Here is an 18,324-nt window from a genome sequence, read left to right as displayed (position 1 = left end):
TGGATCCAACGCGGTGCCCCGTCGGAGTATTCCGCGAGGTCTGCGTCCGGGTCTGGGTCCCGGTCCGGGTCTGGCGCGACAGGCTGCCGGAGGATCGTCCTGAGCTTCTCCGGCGCGGTGCGGCGGGGGTCGTTGAGGTAGATCTCGTGATGCTTGCCGGTCATCCGCAGGGAGTGCGCGGGGATGAACTCGGTGTGCATCGCGTCGAGCACCGGCCCCTCGTCGTCGTAGGGGCCGACGTGGAGCGTCTGGACGCTCAGTCCCTCGTCGAGCACGTCGAGGCGGGTGTCGATCGCGGGGGCGTCGCCCTTGCGGGCGACCACCTCGCGCGCAGCACCCAGGTGCTCCGGCATGATCCAGTCCGGCACCGCGGTCATGACGGTCCAGTCCCAGCGGGCCTTGTCCCGCGTGCTGGTGAAGACGTCCATGTCCTGCGCCCACCACAGCGCCTCGAGCGGCATCACCGTGTAGTCGCGGCCGAGCTCGCGCTTGCTGAAGAACTTCAGCGTGTACGCCACCGGGTAGAGCGTCGCGAGCGCGTCCCGGTAGGCGTCGGACGTGTTCGGGTCGCCGTGGCCGTCGACCATGAGGAGCTGCACGGGCGGCACTGTGACGACCTCGAAGCGACCCCGCGGCGCGCTGTAGGTCCCGATGAGGTTCTTGAGGTCGGTCGTCATGGCGCGTCGGCTCCTGTCGCTGCGGCTGGGTACGGTTGTCGATCCACCACGAGATCCGAGGAGCGCAGTGACCCCCGAGCTGTTCCGTCGACGAGCAGCATTGTTCGTCCTGTTCATCATCCCCGGCCTGGCGATCGCGTCGTGGGTGACCCGCACGCCGGCGATCCGCGACCTGCTCGATGCCTCGACCGCGCAGATGGGCGTCGTGCTCTTCGGTCTGTCCGTCGGCTCGATGATCGGCATCCTGTCCTCCGGCGCCCTCGTCACCCGCGTCGGCACGAGGCCCGTCATCATCGCGGGGACCGTCTCGGTGATCCTCAGCATGCCCACCATCGGGTTCGGAGCCGCTGCCGGGCAGTCCCTCGTCACCACCCTCGGACTGGCGCTGTTCGGCCTCGGGATGGGCGGCGCCGAGATCGCGCTCAACGTCGAGGGGGCGGAGATCGAGCGGCAGATCTCCCGGCCGGTCCTCCCCGCGCTGCACGGGTGCTTCAGCCTCGGGACCGTCGTCGGAGCCACGGCCGGGATCGTCTTCACGGCCACGGACTTCTCGGTCGTGTGGCACCTCGTCATCGTCGCCGTCCTCGCCGCGGTCGCCCTGCCCCTCGCGGTGCGGCACGTCCCGCCCGGGGTGGGCATCGCCCCGAAGGTCGCCCGGGATGCCGCGGCCGCGCCGCGGGCCGAGCTGTGGAAGGACTCGCGGCTGGCATGCATCGGCGTCGTCGTGCTCGCGATGGCGCTCGCGGAGGGCACCGCCAACGACTGGCTGCCGCTCGTCATGGTCGACGGGCACGGCTTCGACGAGGCGCTCGGCTCGGCGGTGTTCGCGGTGTTCGCCGCGGCGATGACGGTCGGCCGGTTCGCAGGCGGGTGGTTCATCGAGCGGTTCGGGCGGGCGGCCGTCGTGCGCGCCAGCGCGCTCTCCGCAGCCGTGGGCCTCGCGCTCGTCATCTTCGTCGACAACCAGGTCGTCGCGGGGGCCGCCGTCATCCTCTGGGGCCTGGGTGCCTCGCTGGGCTTCCCGGTCGCGCTCTCCGCCGCGGGCGACTCGGGCGAGAACCCCGCAGCGCGCGTGTCGCTCGTGGCGACGGTCGGCTACGTCGCGTTCCTCGTCGGGCCGCCGCTGCTCGGCTTCCTCGGGGAGGAGTTCTCCCTGCGCACCGCATTCCTCGCACCGCTCGCACTCGTGGTCGTCGCGGCGTTCTTCGCGTCGTCCGTCGGACCGCGGCGAGCTTCCGAGGAGGCGGCGCCCGCGCGCGTGCCTGCGTAGGCTGCTGCACCTGACGAAGGAGGCCCGCATGGCAGTGTTCCCGCCGACCGCGGCGCTCGTCCTGCTCCGTCACGGCGAGAGCACCGCCAACGCCGCCGGCCTGTTCACGGGCGTGCTCGACGTCCCGCTGTCCGACGAGGGCCGCCGCGAGGCGGGCGCCGCCGCCGCTCTGCTGCACGACGCCGGCCTCACTCCCGACGCCGTCGTCACGTCCGAGTTCCGCCGCGCCGTCGCGACCGCTGACCTCCTCGAGTCCGCCGGCGTCCTGCACGGTGCCCCGCGGCTGCGGGACTGGCGGCTCGACGAGCGCAGCTACGGCGCCCTCACCGGCCGCACCAAGGAGGACGTGCGCGCCGAGTTCGGCGAGGAGCAGTTCCGCACCTGGCGCCGTTCCGTCGACGTCGCGCCACCGCCGATGGACGACGCGCAGCACGCCGCGCTCGCCGCGACCGAGCTGTTCGCCTCGCTGCCCAGCGAGGCGTTGCCCCGCACCGAGTCCCTGCTCGACGTCGTCGCGCGCGTCCGCGCGTTCCACGACGAGGTGGTCGTCCCGCGCCTCGCGGCGGGGGAGCGGGTGCTCGTCGTCGCGCACGGGAACTCGCTGCGCGCGTACTGCATGGTCCTCGACGAGCTGGACGACGACGAGGTCCGCCGTCTCAACATCCCTACCGCGCACCCGCTCGTCTACACGTTCGACGCCGACGGCCGCCCGTCCCCGCGCGGGGGCCGCTACCTCGACCCCGACGCCGCGCTCGAGGCCGCGGAGATCGTCGCGAGCCAGGGCGGGACGTAGCGAGTCAACACATGTTGACGCGATGCACCTCGTCAACATATGTTGACGACATGGTCGTGACAGCGCAGGACACCGCAGACGCCCCGGAACCCCAGACGGGTGCCGACGCCCTGCTCGCGCTGCGGCACCTCACGGACGAGCGGCGCACGCTCGAGGAGCGCGAGTACTACCTCGTCATGCAGGCCCGGACGTTCGGCGTGAGCTGGGAGGGCATCGCGGCCGCCCTCGGGGTCTCCCGCCAGGCTGTGCACCGCCGGTTCCGCGGTCGCGCGGCCGGCGATGGTGCGAGAACCCGCTGATGGACGCGCGGCGCCGCTGATCAGTCGCGTCTGATCGCCTCCGCCACGCGCCACCGGGTGCGATCCGGCCCTCGGTCCTACACTTCTCGGGACCTGAAAGGACCGTGATGTCGGAACCGACCACCTCCGCCCCACCCACCGGACGAGGTGACACCGTCGTTCCCCGGCGGTCCTGGCTCGCGCTCATCGTCCTGCTCATCGGCATGTTCATGGCGTTGCTCGACACGACGATCGTCAACGTCGCGCTGCCCACCATCCGCACGAGCCTCGACGCGTCCGAGGCCACGCTGTCGTGGATCATCTCCGGCTACGCGCTCGCGTACGGGCTCACGCTCGTGCCCGCCGGGCGCATCGGCGACCGGGTGGGTCACAAGTGGGTCTTCTTCGCCGGGCTCGCCCTCTTCACCGTCGCGAGCCTGTTCTGCGGGCTCGCGCAGGACGACGGCCAGCTCATCGTCGCGCGCGTCGTTCAGGGCCTCGCCGGGGGGATGTTCACGCCGGCGGTCACCGCGATGATCCAGCTCCTCTTCCCGCCCATGACCCGGGGCAAGGCGTTCGCCGTCATGGGATCCGTCATCGGCGTCTCGGCCGCGCTCGGCCCCATCCTCGGCGGGATCATCATCGAGGCCGCTGGTGACGAGAGCGGGTGGCGGCTCGTGTTCTGGGTCAACGTCCCCGTCGGCATCCTCGCCCTCGTCGCCGCGGCGGTCATGCTGCCCGGCGGGGCTGAGCAGCCGGGGAAGGCGAAGAACGACTGGTTCGGTCTGCTCCTGCTGTCCGCGGGGCTCGTCGCCATCCTCGTCCCGCTCATCGAGGGCCAGGATCAGGGGTGGCCGCTGTGGACCTACGGCTCCCTCGTCGGCGGCGCCCTCCTCATCGTGGTCTTCGCCCGCTGGGAGCTTGCCGTCGCCCGCCGCGGGCACGTCGCCATGGTCCCGCCGCGCCTGTTCACGCACCCCGCCTTCACCGGCGGCGTCATCCTCGCGCTCGTGTACTTCGCGGCGTTCACGAGCATCTTCTTCACCATCTCCATCCTCTGGCAGACGGGCCTCGGCCACGGACCCCTCGAGTCCGGACTCGTCTCCACGCCGTTCGCGATCGGCAGCATCGTCGGGGCGTCCCAGAGCAACACCCTCGCCCGGCGCCTCGGCCGGACCGTGCTCGTCGTCGGCGCGAGCCTCGTGTCGGTCGGGCTCATCTGGGTGTGGCTCGTGCTCCTGCTCACCGACGCCAGCGCGCTCAACCACTGGCAGCTCCTCGCGCCGCTCCTCATCGCCGGCATCGGCAGTGGCCTGTTCATCGCACCCAACGCGCAGTTCATCGTCGCGACCGTCGAGCGCGAGGAAGCCGGAGCCGCGAGCGGTGTCATCGGCGTCATGCAGCGCATCGGCAGCGCCGTCGGGATCGCCGTCATCGGCAGCGTGCTGTTCGGCACCCTCCACCCCCGCGGCGGGACCCCGGAGGCGCTGGCCGACGCCTTCACGTCCAGCGCGGCATGGGCCATGGGCCTCAGCGCGGTGTTCAGCGTCATCGCCGTCGCGCTCGTGTTCGTGCTGCCCAAGAAGGTCGAGGGCGGTCCGCCGCGGCCCGTCGCGAACGCCAGCGCACCGGTCGACGAGCGGTAACGGGCAAAACGGACCTACCGTGGAGGAGGGCCGATCGACCGTACCGGCCCGGACCGAGGTGATCGTGTCATGCGAGCAACGTTCATGTACGGCGCCGGTGACGTGCGCGTCGAGACCGTGCCCGACCCCGTCCTGCGCCACCCGACCGACGCGATCGTCCGGACGCTCCTGACGTGCGTGTGCGGCTCCGACCTCCACCCCTACCGGTCGATGCCCGCGTCCGCGCAGGGCACCCCGATGGGTCACGAGCTCCTCGGTGTCGTCGAGGAGGTCGGTAGCGACGTCCTGACCGTCCGGCCCGGGGACGTCGTCGTCGCGCCGTTCGCGTACTCGGACAACACGTGCGTCTTCTGCCAGGAGGGGCTCCAGACGTCCTGTGTGAACGGGGGCTTCTACGGGTCCGTCGAGTCAGGGGGGCTGCAGGCCGAGTACTCACGGATCCCGCTCGCGGACGGGAGTCTCGTCTCCGTCCCCGACCTCGACCCGGTCGATGCCGACCGCGACCTGCTGCTGTCCCTGCTCACCCTCTCGGACGTCTACCTCACCGGCTACCACGCCGCCCGCATGGGGCAGGTGGGGCCGGCGCGGATCGTCACCGTGATCGGCGACGGCGCCGTCGGGCTCTCCGCCGTGCTCGCCGCCAGCCGCATGGGAGCCGAGCGGATCATCCTCATGGGCCGTCACCACGCCCGGACCGCCCTCGGGCGGGAGTTCGGTGCCAGCGCCGTCGTGCCCGAGCGAGGCGCCGAGGGCGTGGCCCGGGTGCTGGAGCTCACCGGAGGTCAGGGGCCGCACATCGTGCTCGAGGCGGTCGGCCTCAGGCCCGCGTACGAGCAGGCGTTCGGCATCGTGCGACCCGGCGGGATCATCTCCCGCGTCGGGGTGCCCCAGTACGAGGAGGCGCCGATCGGCTTCGGTTCGCTCTTCGGCAAGAACGCACGTCTGGCGGGCGGCCCCGCACCCGTGCGCGCGTACCAGAGGAAGGCGATCGGCGAGGTGCTCGACGGTCAGTTCAACCCCGGCCGCGTGTTCGACACCGAGTTCCCCCTCGATGAAGCCGCGGACGCCTACAGCCTCATGGCTTCACGTGAGGCGCTCAAGGTCGCGCTGCGGCCCTGACGCGCCGCGCTGCGACCGTGCCCGGCGGCGTGGGACGGGTGAGCGGCGGACCGCTCACCCGTCCCACGCAGGGGGCGGTGCTGCTCAGGTGAGCGGGGTGCTGCCCTGCTCGCCGTGGGAGTAGAACTCCTCCTGCTGCTCGTGCTGCTCCTTGGCCTGCGCGGCGAGGCCGTTCGTCTGGACGTCGACGGACGTCGTCTCGTAGCCGGCCTCGGTGATCGCCGCGCGCAGGGCGGCCTCATCGAGCGGCTCGTGGGACAGGACCGTGACCTCGGAGGTCTCGTCCTTGCGCAGCTCGACGCTGACGCGCTCGACGCCGTCCACGGTCTCCAGCTCGTTGGTGACGGCGGCGACGCAGTGGCTGCAGGTCATCCCGCTGACCCCGAGGGTGGTGATGACAGGCATGGTGGGCTCCTCATGTGCTCTGGACGTCCGGAGGGACGTGCTGCTGCAGCAGCTGCTGCTCAGCAGGATCTAACTTCTCACACCACGCGCCCTCCCGTCGGCTGCCCCGGGGACCTGCCCGCTTGACGGGCGGAGCGCTGTGGGGCGAACCCGCGCGCGCCCTGTCCGGAGGTTGGCGAGAGGCGCTACCCTCAGCGGAGCGATACGTGGCCAAACCGGTACACATCGCATCCCGCGGGCCCTTCCCGGCCGCAGACGAAGGGCGTCCCCCGTGCGAGCACAACCGGTCCTCCTGTCCGTCGTCGCGGCGACGCTCATCGTCCTGACAGCCTGCTCGCCGTCCCCAGGGACATCGGAACCGGAAACGGTGCGGGCGGTCGATCCCGTGGAGTCCCCCGGACCCGACGAGGGAACGGACGCACCCACCGCAACCGAGGGAGTGCCCGACGGCGCCAGCGCCCCCGGGTGGGGACTCGAGGTGGGCGAGTGCCTGAACAACGACGACCTCCTCAACGACGTGATCCCCACCGTTCCCTGCTCCGGGCCGCACGACGAGGAGGTGTTCGCGCGAACCGTCGTCGCGGAGGACGCGTTCTCGGGTGGGGACGAGCAGGCGGTCGTGTCGCAGGCGTTCTGCGCGGGCGAGTTCCCCGGCTTCATCGGGATCCCGGCCGAGGAGTCGTCGCTGTTCTTCAACCCCATGTCGGCGCCGTACCCGCAGGCGGACGGGTCGGCCGGGTGGGAGATCATCTGCCTCGTCCGGTCCGGGAACGAGCAGGTCGTGGGGACGCTCGCAGGTTCGGCGCGCTGACCCGTTCTGCGACTGCGACGGCATCGGTGGCCCGTCTGGCACGATGGCGCGATGCCATCGCCCGACGACCATGCGCGGCACGCCGCCTCCTTCGGTGCTGCCGCCGAGGAGTACGAGCGCAGCCGCCCGTCCTACCCCGACGCCGCGCTCGACTGGCTCCTGCCGGACGGCGCCACGACGGCACTGGACCTGGGCGCAGGCACCGGGAAGCTCACCCGACAGCTCGTGCGACGCGGCCTGTCGGTCGACGCTGTCGAACCCTCCGCCGGGATGCGACGCGAGCTCGCACGCATGGTGCCCGACGCGCGAGCGCTCGAGGGCAGCGCGGAGCAGATCCCGCTGCCCGACGGGAGCGTGGACGTCGTCCTCGTCGCGCAGGCGTGGCACTGGTTCGACCCCACCCGTGCTGTCCCTGAGGTCGCGCGGGTCCTTGCTCCGGGCGGGCGGCTCTGCCTGCTGTGGAACGTGCACGACGAGCGCGAGGAATGGGTGCGCCTGCTCGGCAGCCTCATGAGCCGCGGCGTCGGGCAGCCCCGGAACGTCGACGACCCGGAGGTGGGCAACCCCTTCGGTCCCGGCGAGCAGCTGGAGGTGCCATGGACGCACCGGCTCAGCAAGCCTGCGGTGCTCGACCTTGTCGCCTCCCGCAGCTATGTCATCACCCTGTCGCCGCAGGACCGCGCGGCCGTGCTGGCCGAGGTTCAAAAGCTCCTCGACGCGCATCCCGCCGTGCGGGACTCCGAGGACGTCGACGTCCCGTACGTGACGACGTGCAGCCGCTTCGACCTGGCCGGCGGTCGTCACGACCAGCCGTGAGAGAGAGGAGAGGACCCATGACGCACACCCCCGCAGGCCGTGATGCCCTCGCGTAGCGGATCAGGAGCATCCTGGTTCCGCCCCACGAGGTCCGTGAGTTCCGGATGTTCGGTGGCCTGTCGCTCATGGTGGACGGGCGCATGGCGGTCGCCGCCGGGCGCGACGGCGACCTGCTCGTGTGCGTGGATCCCGCTGACTACGACGACCATCTCCGACGAGGAGGCGAACCGGCGCAGATGGGCGACGACCGCCCGAGGGGCACGGGGTGGCTCAGCGTGCCGGCCGCGCGCATCGAGGACGACGACGCGCTATCGCGCTGGGTCGCGATCGGCGTGGTCGGCCGCACGACGTAGGCCGGGTCGGTGCGCCGCACTCGCATCCGCCCTCAGGAGGGCATCCAAACGAGCCACTTCTCACGGACCTCGTCCACCAGATTGACGTCGTGACGGTTCGCGAGCAACAGGACCTGTGCGAGCACGTCGGCCAACTCTGCTCGAAAGTCGGCTGAACGTTCATCGGCCGAGCGGCCCTTGTCACGACTCTGGCCAGCCAGAGCGAGGTACGCCTGGGTCAGCTCGCCGACCTCCTCATGGAGCTTCAGCATCAACCAGTCGTTGGTGCGGTCGATGGTGTGGCGCTCGGCGTAGTGCTGCGACACGGATTCGACGTCGTGTGTGAGGGTCTCGATGTCCATGGCACATTGTGCGACGGAGAACCCAACCAGCAGGTGCGTCACCAGGACATGATCGGATCCAGCGGCCTCGTTGCTCGATGCGTGCATCCGGGCGGACATCTATGCCCTCCCCTCGGGGGCAAAGCAGCGCGGCAACGCGACAAGTTGTCAAGCGACCGGCATGCGCCGAACGGGCATGGGGTGGGAGGGTAGGGGCTATGCGCGTCCTCGCTCTTGATTCCAAGCTCGACATCGAAGTCGATCAGTTCACCTTTAAGGGATCGGTCTCAGTCTACGACTACGATGTCGTGGTCTGGTCGCCTGCCGCATCGGTCGCGACGTACACCAGGTACTCAGAGGTATACCAGGGTCGCACTTCACTTTCTGAATCAGAATCTGCGGCCCTGCGTCGCGACATTAAGCGGCGCCGAACGGAGTTCCTTGGCTTTCTCGAAGCGGGGCGCACAATAGTCGTACTGTTGCCACATGAATCCGTTGTATTCGCCGATACTGGGGAGCGCAACTATTCGGGGACAGGTCGAAACCGGCAGACCACTCGCGTGGTCGGCGAGGTTGATATTCTTCGGGCGCTGCCAATGAGACTGTCGCGCGCCTTAGGGGCTGGGACAGAGATGTCCCCCGCCAATGAGATCGTTGCTCAGTTGTACCGTCGTCTCAAAGACTTCCTTGCGTATCACTCAATCGTCGAATCAAGTGAGCCCCCGCTTCAACCGTTGTTGCACGTCAAGGGCACTTCGAAGCTCGTAAGTGGGATGGCACGAATTAAGGGTGGCGGCCTGCTCGTGCTGCTTCCGCACATTTACTTCGACGACGAAGAAGACGGTGACGAGCACGACCCTGACGAGCCGACCAACGGCTACCAGCATGCTCAGGGCCAAGACGACGTGGAGGAGTCGGCGGGAGCGCTACTTCTCGACTGGATTCGAGGACTTACGTCCCCCAGTGAAGACCAGCCGCCTGGTTGGGTTGGCCGCCATGTGTTCCCGACTGAGGCGAATCGATCCGCGGAGGTCGCTGCACTTGAAGAGAAGCGGGCTGAGATTGGAAAACGTGCTGACGAAGTGCGGGGCGAGTTAGCAAGAGACGCCCTGTGGAAGCGGCTTATGTACGCCTCAGGTGACCTCCTGGAACGGCAAGTATCTGCCGCTTTCGAGCTCTTCGGGTTCGAGATGCAGGAGGTCGAGCCCGGGCGGACCGACTTGCGCGCGACCCGGGCCGGTAGGAGCGTCGTCGTCGAGGTCAAGGGGCTCGGCAAGAGCGCGGCTGAGCGTCACGCTGCCCAGTTGGAGAAATGGGTGGCCGAAGAAGCCGCTGCGGGACGCGACTTGCCTAAGGGTATCCTCGTCGTCGCGGCATGGCGGGATACGTCTCCGGATCAACGAACGGAACCAACCTTTCCCGACCAGATGATTGGCTATTCGCAGCAGCGCGGCCACTGTCTGCTATCTGCCTTGCAATTGCTGGCGATGGTCCGGGCGTGCTTAAATGACCCGTCCCGGGCAGACGATATTGCCGAAACACTAATGACGACTGTAGGAAAGATCATTGGTTGGGAGGAGTTGGACGAGGTCTTCCTTCCGAGTGAGAGCGCAGTTGTCACTGAACGGGCTGAGCCAGACGTCGGGCCGCCCGCTGACGAGATCGCTGCCGAAGATCGGGCCTCCGGCCCGCAGGCGCCTTCGAATGAGGCGACTTGACCTGAAGTAGCAACGTTCCTGATGGGGCTCCGCTATCGGGGTGCTGCTCCGAGGGCATCATCCCGATAGCGGAGCAGCAGTCCGGAGGTCAAGGCTCAAGCGTCCGGGATGACGGCGGGGGTGAGGTGCGCGCACGACCCGGCCGAGCGCTGATCTGGGCACTCATCTGCTCGGTGTGCTCAGCACGGTTGGCCGTGACGCACGACGCGCACCTCACGAGCGCCCCAATCCTGAAACGCCTGACGGGACTAGAGCACCGGCGTCGCCGCAGCCGCCGCCCGTGCCGCCCCCGGCAGTGCCGCGAGGATCCGGTCCACCGCGACGTCGTCGTGCGCCGCGGAGACGAACCACGCCTCGTAGACCGAGGGCGGCAGGGAGATCCCGGCGTCGAGCATGGCGTGGAAGAACGGGGGGTAGCGGAAGGTGTCGGACGCCTGGACCTCGGCGTACGAGCGGGTTCCGGTGCCTGCGGCGGCCTCGCCGAACATGACCGAGAAGAGGTTGCCGGAGTACTGGACGCGGTGCGCGACGCCCTCCGCGTCGAGGGCCGCGGACGCTGCGGAGCCGACGATGCGCGAGACGTCGTTCACCCGCGAGTACACGGCGGCGTCTGCGGCGCGCAGGGTGGCGAGCCCGGCAGCGACGGCGACGGGGTTCCCGGACAGCGTCCCGGCCTGGTAGACGGGGCCGAGCGGTGCGAGCTGGTCCATGAGCGCCGCGGCCCCGGCCACCGCAGCGACGGGCATGCCGCCGCCGATGACCTTGCCGAACGTGAAGAGGTCGGGCGTGAACGACGCCCCGAGCACGGACGTCTCGTAGCCCCACCAGCCACTTTCGCTCACCCGGAACCCGGTGAGGACCTCGTCGAGGATGAGCAGCGCACCGTGCTCGCTCGTGATGCGGCGCAGGCCCTCGTTGAAGCCGGGCATCGGCGGGACGACGCCCATGTTCGCGGGTGCGGCCTCGGTGATGACAGCGGCGATCTCCGGACCGCGGGCCGCGAACGCGGTCTCCACGGCCTCGAGGTCGTTGTACGGCAGGACAAGGGTCTCGGCGGCGGTCGCCTCCGTGACACCGGCCGAGCCGGGGAGTGCCTGCGTCGCGACGCCGGACCCCGCCTCGGCCAGCAGCGAGTCGACGTGCCCGTGATAGCAGCCGGCGAACTTGATGATGAGCGGGCGACCGGTGACACCGCGGGCCAGGCGCACCGCGGTCATCGTCGCCTCGGTGCCCGTCGAGACGAGCCGCACGCGCTCCGCAGCGGGGATCCGACGCCGGACCTCCTCCGCGAGCTCCACCTCACCGAGGGTCGGCGCACCGAAGGACAGGCCACGTGCCGCAGCCTCCTGCACCGCGGCGACGACAGCCGGGTGAGCGTGCCCGAGCAGCGCCGGACCCCAGGAGCACACGAGGTCGACGTACTCGTTGCCCGCGACATCGGTGATGTACGGACCGGACGCCGACGCGATGAAGCGCGGGTCGCCACCCACCGAGCGGTATGCGCGCACGGGGGAGTTCACGCCGCCGGGCAGGACCCCCTGGGCGCGCTCGAAGGCGGAGTGGTTCGCTGCGTCGTCGTGCATGGTGGTCCGTTCGTCGGTGCGGGAGGTGTGCGGTGTGGGACGGGCGTCAGCGCTGCTCGCGGAGCCAGCCCGCGAGCTCGACGGCCCAGTACGTGAGGACGATGTCCGCGCCGGCGCGCTTGATGCCGAGCACGGACTCCTCGATGGCGCCGCGGCGGTTGATCCAGCCGTTGGCGGCCGCTGCCTCGATCATCGCGTACTCGCCGGACACCTGGTAGGCGGCGACGGGCACGTCGGAGCTGGAGGCGACGTCGGCGAGGACGTCGAGGTAGCTCATGGCGGGCTTGACCATGATGATGTCCGCGCCCTCGAGGAGGTCGATGTCCGCCTCGCGGTTGCCCTCGCGGCGGTTGGCCGGGTCGAGCTGGTACGTGCGGCGGTCACCCTCGAGCGTCGACTCGACGGCCTCGCGGAACGGCCCGTAGAACGCGGACGCGTACTTCGCGGAGTAGGCGAGGATCGCGGTGTCCTGGAACCCCGCAGCGTCGAGCCCCTCGCGCACGGCGCGGACCTGGCCGTCCATCATCCCGGAGAGGCCCAGCACCTCGGCGCCCGCCGCGGCCTGCGCGAGGCCCATGGCGACGTACCGGTCAAGGGTCGCATCGTTGTCGACACCACCGCGCGCGTCGAGGACGCCGCAGTGGCCGTGGTCGGTGAACTCGTCGAGGCAGAGGTCCGCCATGACGACGAGACGCCCCGCGGCGGCCTTGACGGCGATGCGGATGCCGACGTTGAGGATGCCGTCCGGGTCGTCCGCCCCGGAGCCCGTCGCGTCCCGGACCTCGGGGACACCGAAGAGCATGACGCCGCCGATCCCCGCCCGGGCCGCCTCGTCGACCGCCGCCGCGAGCGACTCCTCGGTGTGGTGCAGCACGCCCGGCATCGAGGAGATGGCGACGGGCTCGGTCGCGCCCTCCTTGATGAACAGCGGCAGCACGAGGTCGCGCGGGTGCACGTGGGTCTCGGAGACGAGGGCGCGCAGCGCGGGGGTGGTGCGCAGGCGGCGGGGACGGGTCACGGTTCCTCCAGGGTGCGGGGCGTGCTCACTGCCTCAATTATCGCGCTGAACAGCGCCTCGTCCGTCGCCGCGGCTGCGACAGTGGTCACACGCTGACCGGCTGCCACGGAAGTCACCCGGCGCTGGCGCAGAGCCTGGTGCGTCTCACTGGTCGTTGCGCAGCAGGTGGAGCACCGCGAGCAGGCCGAGTGCTCCGCACCATCCCGCGAGGACGGACACGTCGCGGATCCAGCTGGAGTCGTCCATGACGACGAGGTGCCGGCCAGCGACGGTGGGCATGACAGCCTGGAAATCCTGCACGAGGTCCGCCGGCAGAGCCATTGCCGCGACGGGCATCCCGAACAGGAGAAGGGCGAGCAGGACGCAGCCGAGGACCGACGACCTCGTCAGAGACCCGAGAGCCAAGCCAAGCCATGCCACGCAGGCCAGGAACACCATCGAGCCCGTCACCGGCACGACGACCCGCAGGTCGGTGAACGGCACGAAGAGGTCGTCCGACGTGATCAGTCCAATTCCTACCGCCCAGCTCAGGAATGATCCGAGCCAGGCGACGGACGTAGCGACGAGCGCCATGACGAGTGCTTTCGCAACCAGCACGGGTGTCCGCCTGGCTACGGCGGTGAAGGTCGCTGTGGCGGTGCCGGACTCATACTCGCTCGCAGCGACGACCACCGCGAGGAAACCCAGAGCCGGCGCGGCGAGGAACGTACCCGCTGTCACTGAGGTGATCAGCGCGTGGACCATCTCTGAGCGGTCGCCGGGGAGGACGTCGGTCTCGACGGTTCCGAGTGCCGCGGCGATGACGCTGCTCGCCGCGATCATCGTGACGAGAAGGAAGCCGAGAAGGAGCCAGGAGGATCTCAGCGAGAGCAACCGCAGCCCTTCGGCATGAACGGCGTGCAGAAGGACAGGGCGCCGTGCGAGTGTGCTCGTGACGAACCGGGATCTCACCTGGCACCTCCTGTCCGGCCAGCTGGCGTTACTGACGCTGTCGACCGGTCTCCCACACCGGAGCGGTGCTCGAGACTGCCCTGCGTAAGTGTGAGGTAGAGGTCTTCCAAGGTGGCGCGAACGGGTGTGAGCTCCTCTACGACCGACGACATCTGGAGAACGAGCGATCCGATCTCGCGCGGTGAGAGCCCGTGCACGAGGAGGCTGTCGTCATCCTGATCGACCCGTGCGCCCCGGTCCTCGAGCGCCCGCCGCACGCGGTCGAGGTCGTCGCATCGCAGTCGGGTGCCTGAGCCCGTGTGGGAGCGCACCAGCGCTTCCAAGGATCCTTCCGCCAGGAGCCGCCCCTGGCCGAGAACGACGATGCGGTCGGCGACCTTCGACACCTCGTCCATGAGGTGGCTCGAGATCAGCACAGTCCGTCCCTCCTCAGCCATGTGGCGGAGCTGAGACCGGAGCCAGAGGACCCCTTCCGCATCGAGGCCGTTGGTGGGTTCGTCCAGCACGAGGACCTTGGGGTCGCCGAGGAGTGCGGCCGCCAGACCGAGACGTTGGCGCATTCCCAGCGAGTACTCCTTGATCCTCCGATCAAGCGCTGGTCCGAGCCCCACCAGCTCACCGACGTCGGAGGCGCGCCGGCGAGTGATGCCGTGCGTCGCGGCAAGGATGCGTAGATGAGCGCGACCAGTGTGGCGGTGGTGCGCTGAGGTGGTGCCCAGCAGGGCACCCACCTCGCACAATGGCCGCGCCAGTGACGAGAAGGCCCGCTCGTCGATCAGCGCTCGTCCGGCGTCGGCGCGGGCCAGTCCCATCAGAACTCGCAGCGCTGTGGTCTTTCCGGCGCCGTTCGGACCCAGGAGGCCGGTCACCTCTCCTGGGGCGGCCGTGAAGCTGAGCTGGTCGAGCACCGGGGCGTTCCCGAAGCGCTTGGACACGCCCTCGAAACGGATCACGCGACGCTGTCCGACTGTGCGACTCGAGAGTTCGGCGATACCCGGTGGTCCGGGATGTGCGACGAAGGGCCGTGCATGCGGTAGGACAGCACGTCGGGCAGTGCAGTCACGAGTCCGTCGTGGACGTGCGTCGAGAGGATGACCGCGCCGCCTGCACGAGTGAAGTCCTCGATCATCGACACCATCGCCGGGACCGAGTCGACATCGATGTCGTTGAAGGGCTCGTCGAGCAGGAGCAAGGGGTGATGGTGCCCGGCGATGGCGAGAGCGAACCAGAGCTTGCGCTTCTGGCCGCTCGACAGCTGGGAGCACAGCGTCTCGTGCCTGTCCGCGAGCCCCAGCCTGAACGTGACGTCGATGACGTCTCGGGGGGATGCGGAGTGGAGGCGGCTGTAGAACTCGATCTGCTCCCGCACCGTGAGGTAGCCGTACAGGAGCGGGTCGGCCTCCATGAACCATCGCGAGGAACGCGCCGCGCGATCGGTCGCCCGATGCGGACCCACCATGAGCCGCCCGGTGCGAGGACGGAGATGTCCGGCGACGAGCTTCATCAGCGTCGACTTTCCCGAGCCGTTCAGCCCGATGAGACGCAGGGTCTGGTGGGGCTCGACCGTGAGGCTGACGCCCTCCAGCACGGGGGCGTCTCCGGGGTAGGCGAAGGCGACGTGCTCGGCGTGCACGAGCTGCGTCATGAGGCGCTCCAGGGTCGTGGGGTGATGGTCGCTCCGACGAGGAGCGCCAGGAGGACTGCGCCGGCGAGTGCGCCGGCACCGGCAGCGACGCCGGCGACTCCGAGGACTGCCGTGTTCGAGACCGTGCCCAGCAGCGCCGCGCTGCCGGTGAACACACCGACGGACAGCAAGCGCTGGGGCATCGTCTGGGCGACGCGGTCGTGGGACACGTTGCGTGTCTCGATCATGAGCGCGTCAGCGACGAAGTGGCTCACGACGGCCAGGACGAGTCCCACCAGCAGGTCAAGGACGACGCCGGCACCGGGCACGAACCAGGTGATGTTGAGCCCTGCGGCGAGAACGGCGGGACACGCCGTAAGAGCCGCAGAGCCCAAGATCCATCCGGACACGGACCGGTGCGCCATGGCGGACCCGTAGAGCACGTTGCGGGCGCCTCGGTGCGACAGCAGCGAGGCGTGCGGGTGACAGGCGGCGCAGAGCCCGTAGGCGGTGAAGAGAACCCCTCCGCTCAGCAGGGCACCCGCTTCCGGCCCCCCGGGTGGATCAACTCCCAGAACACGCAGCCCGATGGCGAAGACCGAGCCGTACAGCGACCACGTGATGACGAGCCGGGCGTCCAACGCGTCGCCTGAGGTGCATCGCAGCATTCGATGTGCCGGGGCGAGGAGGATGAGCTGCCAGGGCCGCGTCGTGCCTGGAAGGCGCACCGGCCAGTGGCGACGGCCCGGGTCGCCCCCGGCGGTCTGGTGTCGAAGGAGCACGACGACGAGGACGAGGAGGACGAGGAGTGCCGTGGCCTCGACGACCGCTCCGACGACCAGCCGGGTCGGTGTGGAGAGAGTGCCGGCGGCCGCGCGGATGGTCGTGGCCCACTGGGTGCTTGACCCGTCGCCTCTCGCGGCTTGCAGCAGCGGAGGCACCAGGATGCCGAGCACCAGCGCCGCGAGCGACCGGGCTGCCACGCCCTTCACCGTGGCGATCTTTCGGTCGGAGAGCACCGTGGCACCGAGGACCTTGATCATCATCCCCAGCGCCACGGCGAGGACGAAACAGGTGAGGGCAGGCCTGAACATGGCGGCGGGGAAAGCTGAAGACATGGGCGCGAGGGCGGTGATACCTACCCAGAGCGTGAGCGCAGCCGACGAGACGGCAGGGAGACCGAGGCGGACAGTGAGCAGCTCCGCCTTGGTGATGCCAGCAGCGTTGAGGATCGCACTGTCGAATGGTCGCGCTGCGCCTCGGATCTCCTGTCCGCTGAGCGAGAGGACGGCGCCGACGATGACGGCCGCCGAGGCTGCGCAGGTGAGCGCAGGGAGATCAGCTGACCGCAGTCCGAGCCCGGTGAACCATCCGGGCAGCAGCGCGAAGGTCACAGCTGGTAAGAGGATGAGCAGACCTGCCGCGACGAAGAGTGCGCAGACCATGACTGCGAGTACCTTTCGATTCCACCGAAAGTCCGGGTCGAGCTCTCTGAGCGCGAGAGTTCGGTCGACAAGAAAGACCCCGACGCACCGCAGGAGAAATAACTTCACTTTCTCCCCGCTTTATCTGCGCGTCCGAGGCCCCCAAAAATCCCGGTGAAATCCGCGACGTAGAGTGCGAAGGCGATCAACCATGCGACCGTGGGCAGCAGGAATATCCCCGTGCCAGAAAGGTTGAGAGATGTCGCAAGCGCGGCCATGCACGGGCCAGCGCAAAAAAGAAGGGATACGACGAAGAAGGAGACCCGCCCTAGGTGCAAGGTGTGCATCATGAAGACGAGAACGAGCTGCACAAACCCCCCTGCGACCCACAGGCCGGAAAGGACCCGGACGTAGTCCGCCATGACGTCATGCGGGATAAGGCTCGCGTTTGTCAGGCTGAATGCCCCACAGGCCAATGACGCGCATGCTACGAGTGCCGCGTACCGGTGCCTCATCGAAGCGCCATCCTCACAGCGGCGAACGCGATGATGGTCGCATAGACGGCGAGCACGGTGATGTCCGGGAGTGCGCGCCACCGAGGGTCCGATCCTCGTGTGCGGACAATGAGCCTCGTCACGATCCGGACGACCAGGGACAGCACCAGCACGGTGCCGATGTTCAGCACGAAGGAGAAAAATACAGCGAACGATCCAGCCAGATGCTGGGTCGCAGCAGTCTCGTCGGCGAGCCGGACGACGGCCTCGGCGCGCGCACTGTCCGCGGCGAGCCACGTGTAGAGCGAGACGGTCGCCAGTGCGGTGAAGAACGCCGCTCGCCGGATCTGCTTCAGGCCGCGTAGACGTGTGTCCGCTGGCGCTGGTCGCGCGGTGTCGACGCGATTCAGGGGGGGAGCCATGATGCACCTTCCGTGGGTTCTTCGCTCGCGCGGAATCAGAGGTAGTGGACGGCGACGAAGGCTTCCCACGCCGCGCCGAGCACGATGAGGCCGAAGGCAGCGGCCGCTATCGGCGCGGCTCTGACGACGCCCTGGAGATACGCATCCCGCCATGAGCGGGCGCTCACCAGTCCGCCCTCGCGTCCCTTCAGAGAGGTGGCGACGGCTGGGAACGTCCCTGCGGCTGTCGCCACGACGCAGGCGAGCAGCTCCACGGAAGCGTGCACGCCCAGAGCGCCCCAGCTGCGATCGCCGATCACCGAGAAGCCTGTTCCGATCGCGAGGACCACGGTTGACACTGCGACCGACCCGACGAGGAGGCTGCCGATGCCGTATGTCAGCCAGCCGGCCAGGCACCACAGCAGCGTGCCGCCGTTGGTCTGCACGACGTAGCGGAACATCCTCGTCCCGGTCTCCGGAGCCTGCTGCCGCGAAAGGCCTTCCGCGAGAAGCGCGCCCGCGTCCCAGAAGAGGGCTCCGATTCCAGTAGCGAGCACTCCCACGAGAGCGGAGGTGAGCAGCCATGCTTTTCGGTCGGCCGGCTCAAGTTCCCTGGTCACGAC

At 69.2% G+C, this 18,324-nt stretch carries 20 protein-coding genes and 1 pseudogene; 9 read left to right on the top strand and 12 right to left on the bottom strand.

The annotated features are described in order from the left end of the window. Positions 1-74: 74 nt before the first annotated feature. Positions 75-677 (bottom strand): annotated as a pseudogene (locus AC54T1_RS02290) (GyrI-like domain-containing protein); the annotation flags it as partial. A 67-nt stretch (positions 678-744) separates the two neighbouring features. Here AC54T1_RS02290 and AC54T1_RS02285 point away from each other — a divergent pair. The 5 genes from AC54T1_RS02285 (at position 745) to AC54T1_RS02265 (ending at position 5,783) form a co-directional block, all read left to right on the top strand. Beyond that, positions 745-1,947 (top strand): MFS transporter, encoded by a 1,203-nt coding sequence (locus AC54T1_RS02285; protein ID WP_496910890.1) that lies wholly within the window; start codon positions 745-747, stop codon positions 1,945-1,947. 28 nt (positions 1,948-1,975) lie between these two features. Beyond that, entirely contained in the window at positions 1,976-2,740 is a 765-nt protein-coding gene (locus AC54T1_RS02280; RefSeq protein WP_484343717.1) for a 2,3-bisphosphoglycerate-dependent phosphoglycerate mutase, read from the top strand. Positions 2,741-2,790: 50 nt separating this feature from the next. After that, a complete protein-coding gene (locus AC54T1_RS02275) occupies positions 2,791-3,039 on the top strand; it encodes an RNA polymerase subunit sigma-70 (RefSeq protein WP_484343716.1) in 249 nt (82 codons plus the stop codon). Between the two features lie 107 nt (positions 3,040-3,146). Then, positions 3,147-4,664, top strand: a complete 1,518-nt coding sequence (locus AC54T1_RS02270) for an MFS transporter (protein ID WP_496910889.1) — start codon at positions 3,147-3,149, stop codon at positions 4,662-4,664. Between the two features lie 69 nt (positions 4,665-4,733). After that, entirely contained in the window at positions 4,734-5,783 is a 1,050-nt protein-coding gene (locus AC54T1_RS02265; RefSeq protein WP_484343714.1) for a zinc-binding dehydrogenase, read from the top strand. A gap of 84 nt (positions 5,784-5,867) precedes the next feature. Here the strand turns inward: AC54T1_RS02265 and AC54T1_RS02260 are convergent, their stop codons facing one another. Next, the gene (locus tag AC54T1_RS02260) at positions 5,868-6,188 is read right to left on the bottom strand and encodes a heavy-metal-associated domain-containing protein (protein ID WP_484343713.1); all 321 of its coding nucleotides are present in this window, start codon (positions 6,186-6,188) and stop codon (positions 5,868-5,870) included. A gap of 385 nt (positions 6,189-6,573) precedes the next feature. On the opposite strand from AC54T1_RS02260, the gene AC54T1_RS02255 reads away from it, so the two are divergent. Genes AC54T1_RS02255 through AC54T1_RS02245 form a run of 3 tightly spaced genes read left to right on the top strand, consistent with a single transcriptional unit; the run spans position 6,574 to position 8,168 of the window. Further along, a complete protein-coding gene (locus AC54T1_RS02255) occupies positions 6,574-6,999 on the top strand; it encodes a hypothetical protein (RefSeq protein ID WP_496910888.1) in 426 nt (141 codons plus the stop codon). A 51-nt stretch (positions 7,000-7,050) separates the two neighbouring features. Further along, positions 7,051-7,815 (top strand): class I SAM-dependent methyltransferase, encoded by a 765-nt coding sequence (locus AC54T1_RS02250; RefSeq protein ID WP_496910887.1) that lies wholly within the window; start codon positions 7,051-7,053, stop codon positions 7,813-7,815. A gap of 59 nt (positions 7,816-7,874) precedes the next feature. Next, entirely contained in the window at positions 7,875-8,168 is a 294-nt protein-coding gene (locus tag AC54T1_RS02245; protein ID WP_496911254.1) for a TfoX/Sxy family protein, read from the top strand. A 32-nt stretch (positions 8,169-8,200) separates the two neighbouring features. Here the strand turns inward: AC54T1_RS02245 and AC54T1_RS02240 are convergent, their stop codons facing one another. After that, entirely contained in the window at positions 8,201-8,509 is a 309-nt protein-coding gene (locus tag AC54T1_RS02240) for a MazG nucleotide pyrophosphohydrolase domain-containing protein (protein ID WP_496910886.1), read from the bottom strand. 197 nt (positions 8,510-8,706) lie between these two features. Between AC54T1_RS02240 and AC54T1_RS02235 the strand changes: the two genes are divergently transcribed. Next, positions 8,707-10,206: a hypothetical protein gene (locus AC54T1_RS02235; RefSeq protein WP_496910885.1), complete on the top strand. Its 1,500-nt coding sequence runs from the start codon at positions 8,707-8,709 to the stop codon at positions 10,204-10,206. Between the two features lie 248 nt (positions 10,207-10,454). On the opposite strand, the gene hemL is transcribed toward AC54T1_RS02235, so the two are convergent. The 9 genes from hemL to AC54T1_RS02190 all read right to left on the bottom strand — a co-directional run bounded on the left by hemL (position 10,455) and on the right by AC54T1_RS02190 (position 18,162). Further along, the gene (gene hemL, locus AC54T1_RS02230) at positions 10,455-11,789 is read right to left on the bottom strand and encodes a glutamate-1-semialdehyde 2,1-aminomutase (RefSeq protein ID WP_496910884.1); all 1,335 of its coding nucleotides are present in this window, start codon (positions 11,787-11,789) and stop codon (positions 10,455-10,457) included. A gap of 46 nt (positions 11,790-11,835) precedes the next feature. Continuing rightward, positions 11,836-12,807: a porphobilinogen synthase gene (gene hemB / locus AC54T1_RS02225; protein ID WP_496910883.1), complete on the bottom strand. Its 972-nt coding sequence runs from the start codon at positions 12,805-12,807 to the stop codon at positions 11,836-11,838. A 144-nt stretch (positions 12,808-12,951) separates the two neighbouring features. Next, entirely contained in the window at positions 12,952-13,758 is an 807-nt protein-coding gene (locus AC54T1_RS02220; RefSeq protein ID WP_496910882.1) for a hypothetical protein, read from the bottom strand. Further along, positions 13,755-14,711, bottom strand: a complete 957-nt coding sequence (locus AC54T1_RS02215; RefSeq protein WP_496910881.1) for an ABC transporter ATP-binding protein — start codon at positions 14,709-14,711, stop codon at positions 13,755-13,757. The genes AC54T1_RS02220 and AC54T1_RS02215 overlap by 4 nt, the downstream gene beginning before the upstream one ends. Next, positions 14,708-15,403 (bottom strand): ABC transporter ATP-binding protein, encoded by a 696-nt coding sequence (locus AC54T1_RS02210; protein ID WP_496910880.1) that lies wholly within the window; start codon positions 15,401-15,403, stop codon positions 14,708-14,710. Before AC54T1_RS02210 ends, AC54T1_RS02215 begins: the two co-directional genes overlap by 4 nt. After that, complete coding sequence (locus AC54T1_RS02205; protein WP_496910879.1) at positions 15,400-16,827, bottom strand: hypothetical protein; 1,428 nt, start codon at positions 16,825-16,827, stop codon at positions 15,400-15,402. Before AC54T1_RS02205 ends, AC54T1_RS02210 begins: the two co-directional genes overlap by 4 nt. A 104-nt stretch (positions 16,828-16,931) precedes the next feature. Beyond that, positions 16,932-17,228: a hypothetical protein gene (locus tag AC54T1_RS02200; RefSeq protein WP_496910878.1), complete on the bottom strand. Its 297-nt coding sequence runs from the start codon at positions 17,226-17,228 to the stop codon at positions 16,932-16,934. 89 nt (positions 17,229-17,317) lie between these two features. Next, on the bottom strand, positions 17,318-17,722 hold the full coding sequence (locus AC54T1_RS02195) for a hypothetical protein (RefSeq protein ID WP_496910877.1): 405 nt from the start codon (positions 17,720-17,722) through the stop codon (positions 17,318-17,320). A gap of 35 nt (positions 17,723-17,757) precedes the next feature. Next, positions 17,758-18,162 carry a hypothetical protein gene (locus AC54T1_RS02190; RefSeq protein WP_496910876.1) on the bottom strand — a complete coding sequence of 135 codons (405 nt, stop codon included), beginning with the start codon at positions 18,160-18,162 and terminating at the stop codon, positions 17,758-17,760. Between the last annotated feature and the right edge of the window lie 162 nt (positions 18,163-18,324).

This window comes from Sanguibacter sp. Z41_6, assembly GCF_059621145.1.
This window is presented reverse-complemented; position numbering and strand designations above follow the sequence as displayed.

Bases quoted from the DNA above. Each gene is read 5' to 3' on its own strand.
- AC54T1_RS02250 (WP_496910887.1), top strand. From the start codon at position 7,051: ATGCCATCGCCCGACGACCATGCGCGGCACGCCGCCTCCTTCGGTGCT.
- AC54T1_RS02270 (WP_496910889.1), top strand. From the start codon at position 3,147: ATGTCGGAACCGACCACCTCCGCCCCACCCACCGGACGAGGTGACACC.
- AC54T1_RS02280 (WP_484343717.1), top strand. From the start codon at position 1,976: ATGGCAGTGTTCCCGCCGACCGCGGCGCTCGTCCTGCTCCGTCACGGC.
- AC54T1_RS02265 (WP_484343714.1), top strand. From the start codon at position 4,734: ATGCGAGCAACGTTCATGTACGGCGCCGGTGACGTGCGCGTCGAGACC.
- AC54T1_RS02260 (WP_484343713.1), bottom strand. From the start codon at position 6,188: ATGCCTGTCATCACCACCCTCGGGGTCAGCGGGATGACCTGCAGCCAC.
- hemL (WP_496910884.1), bottom strand. From the start codon at position 11,789: ATGCACGACGACGCAGCGAACCACTCCGCCTTCGAGCGCGCCCAGGGG.
- AC54T1_RS02205 (WP_496910879.1), bottom strand. From the start codon at position 16,827: ATGGTCTGCGCACTCTTCGTCGCGGCAGGTCTGCTCATCCTCTTACCA.
- AC54T1_RS02210 (WP_496910880.1), bottom strand. From the start codon at position 15,403: ATGACGCAGCTCGTGCACGCCGAGCACGTCGCCTTCGCCTACCCCGGA.
- AC54T1_RS02190 (WP_496910876.1), bottom strand. From the start codon at position 18,162: ATGTTCCGCTACGTCGTGCAGACCAACGGCGGCACGCTGCTGTGGTGC.
- AC54T1_RS02240 (WP_496910886.1), bottom strand. From the start codon at position 8,509: ATGGACATCGAGACCCTCACACACGACGTCGAATCCGTGTCGCAGCAC.
- AC54T1_RS02235 (WP_496910885.1), top strand. From the start codon at position 8,707: ATGCGCGTCCTCGCTCTTGATTCCAAGCTCGACATCGAAGTCGATCAG.
- AC54T1_RS02195 (WP_496910877.1), bottom strand. From the start codon at position 17,722: ATGGCTCCCCCCCTGAATCGCGTCGACACCGCGCGACCAGCGCCAGCG.
- AC54T1_RS02200 (WP_496910878.1), bottom strand. From the start codon at position 17,228: ATGGCGGACTACGTCCGGGTCCTTTCCGGCCTGTGGGTCGCAGGGGGG.
- AC54T1_RS02275 (WP_484343716.1), top strand. From the start codon at position 2,791: ATGGTCGTGACAGCGCAGGACACCGCAGACGCCCCGGAACCCCAGACG.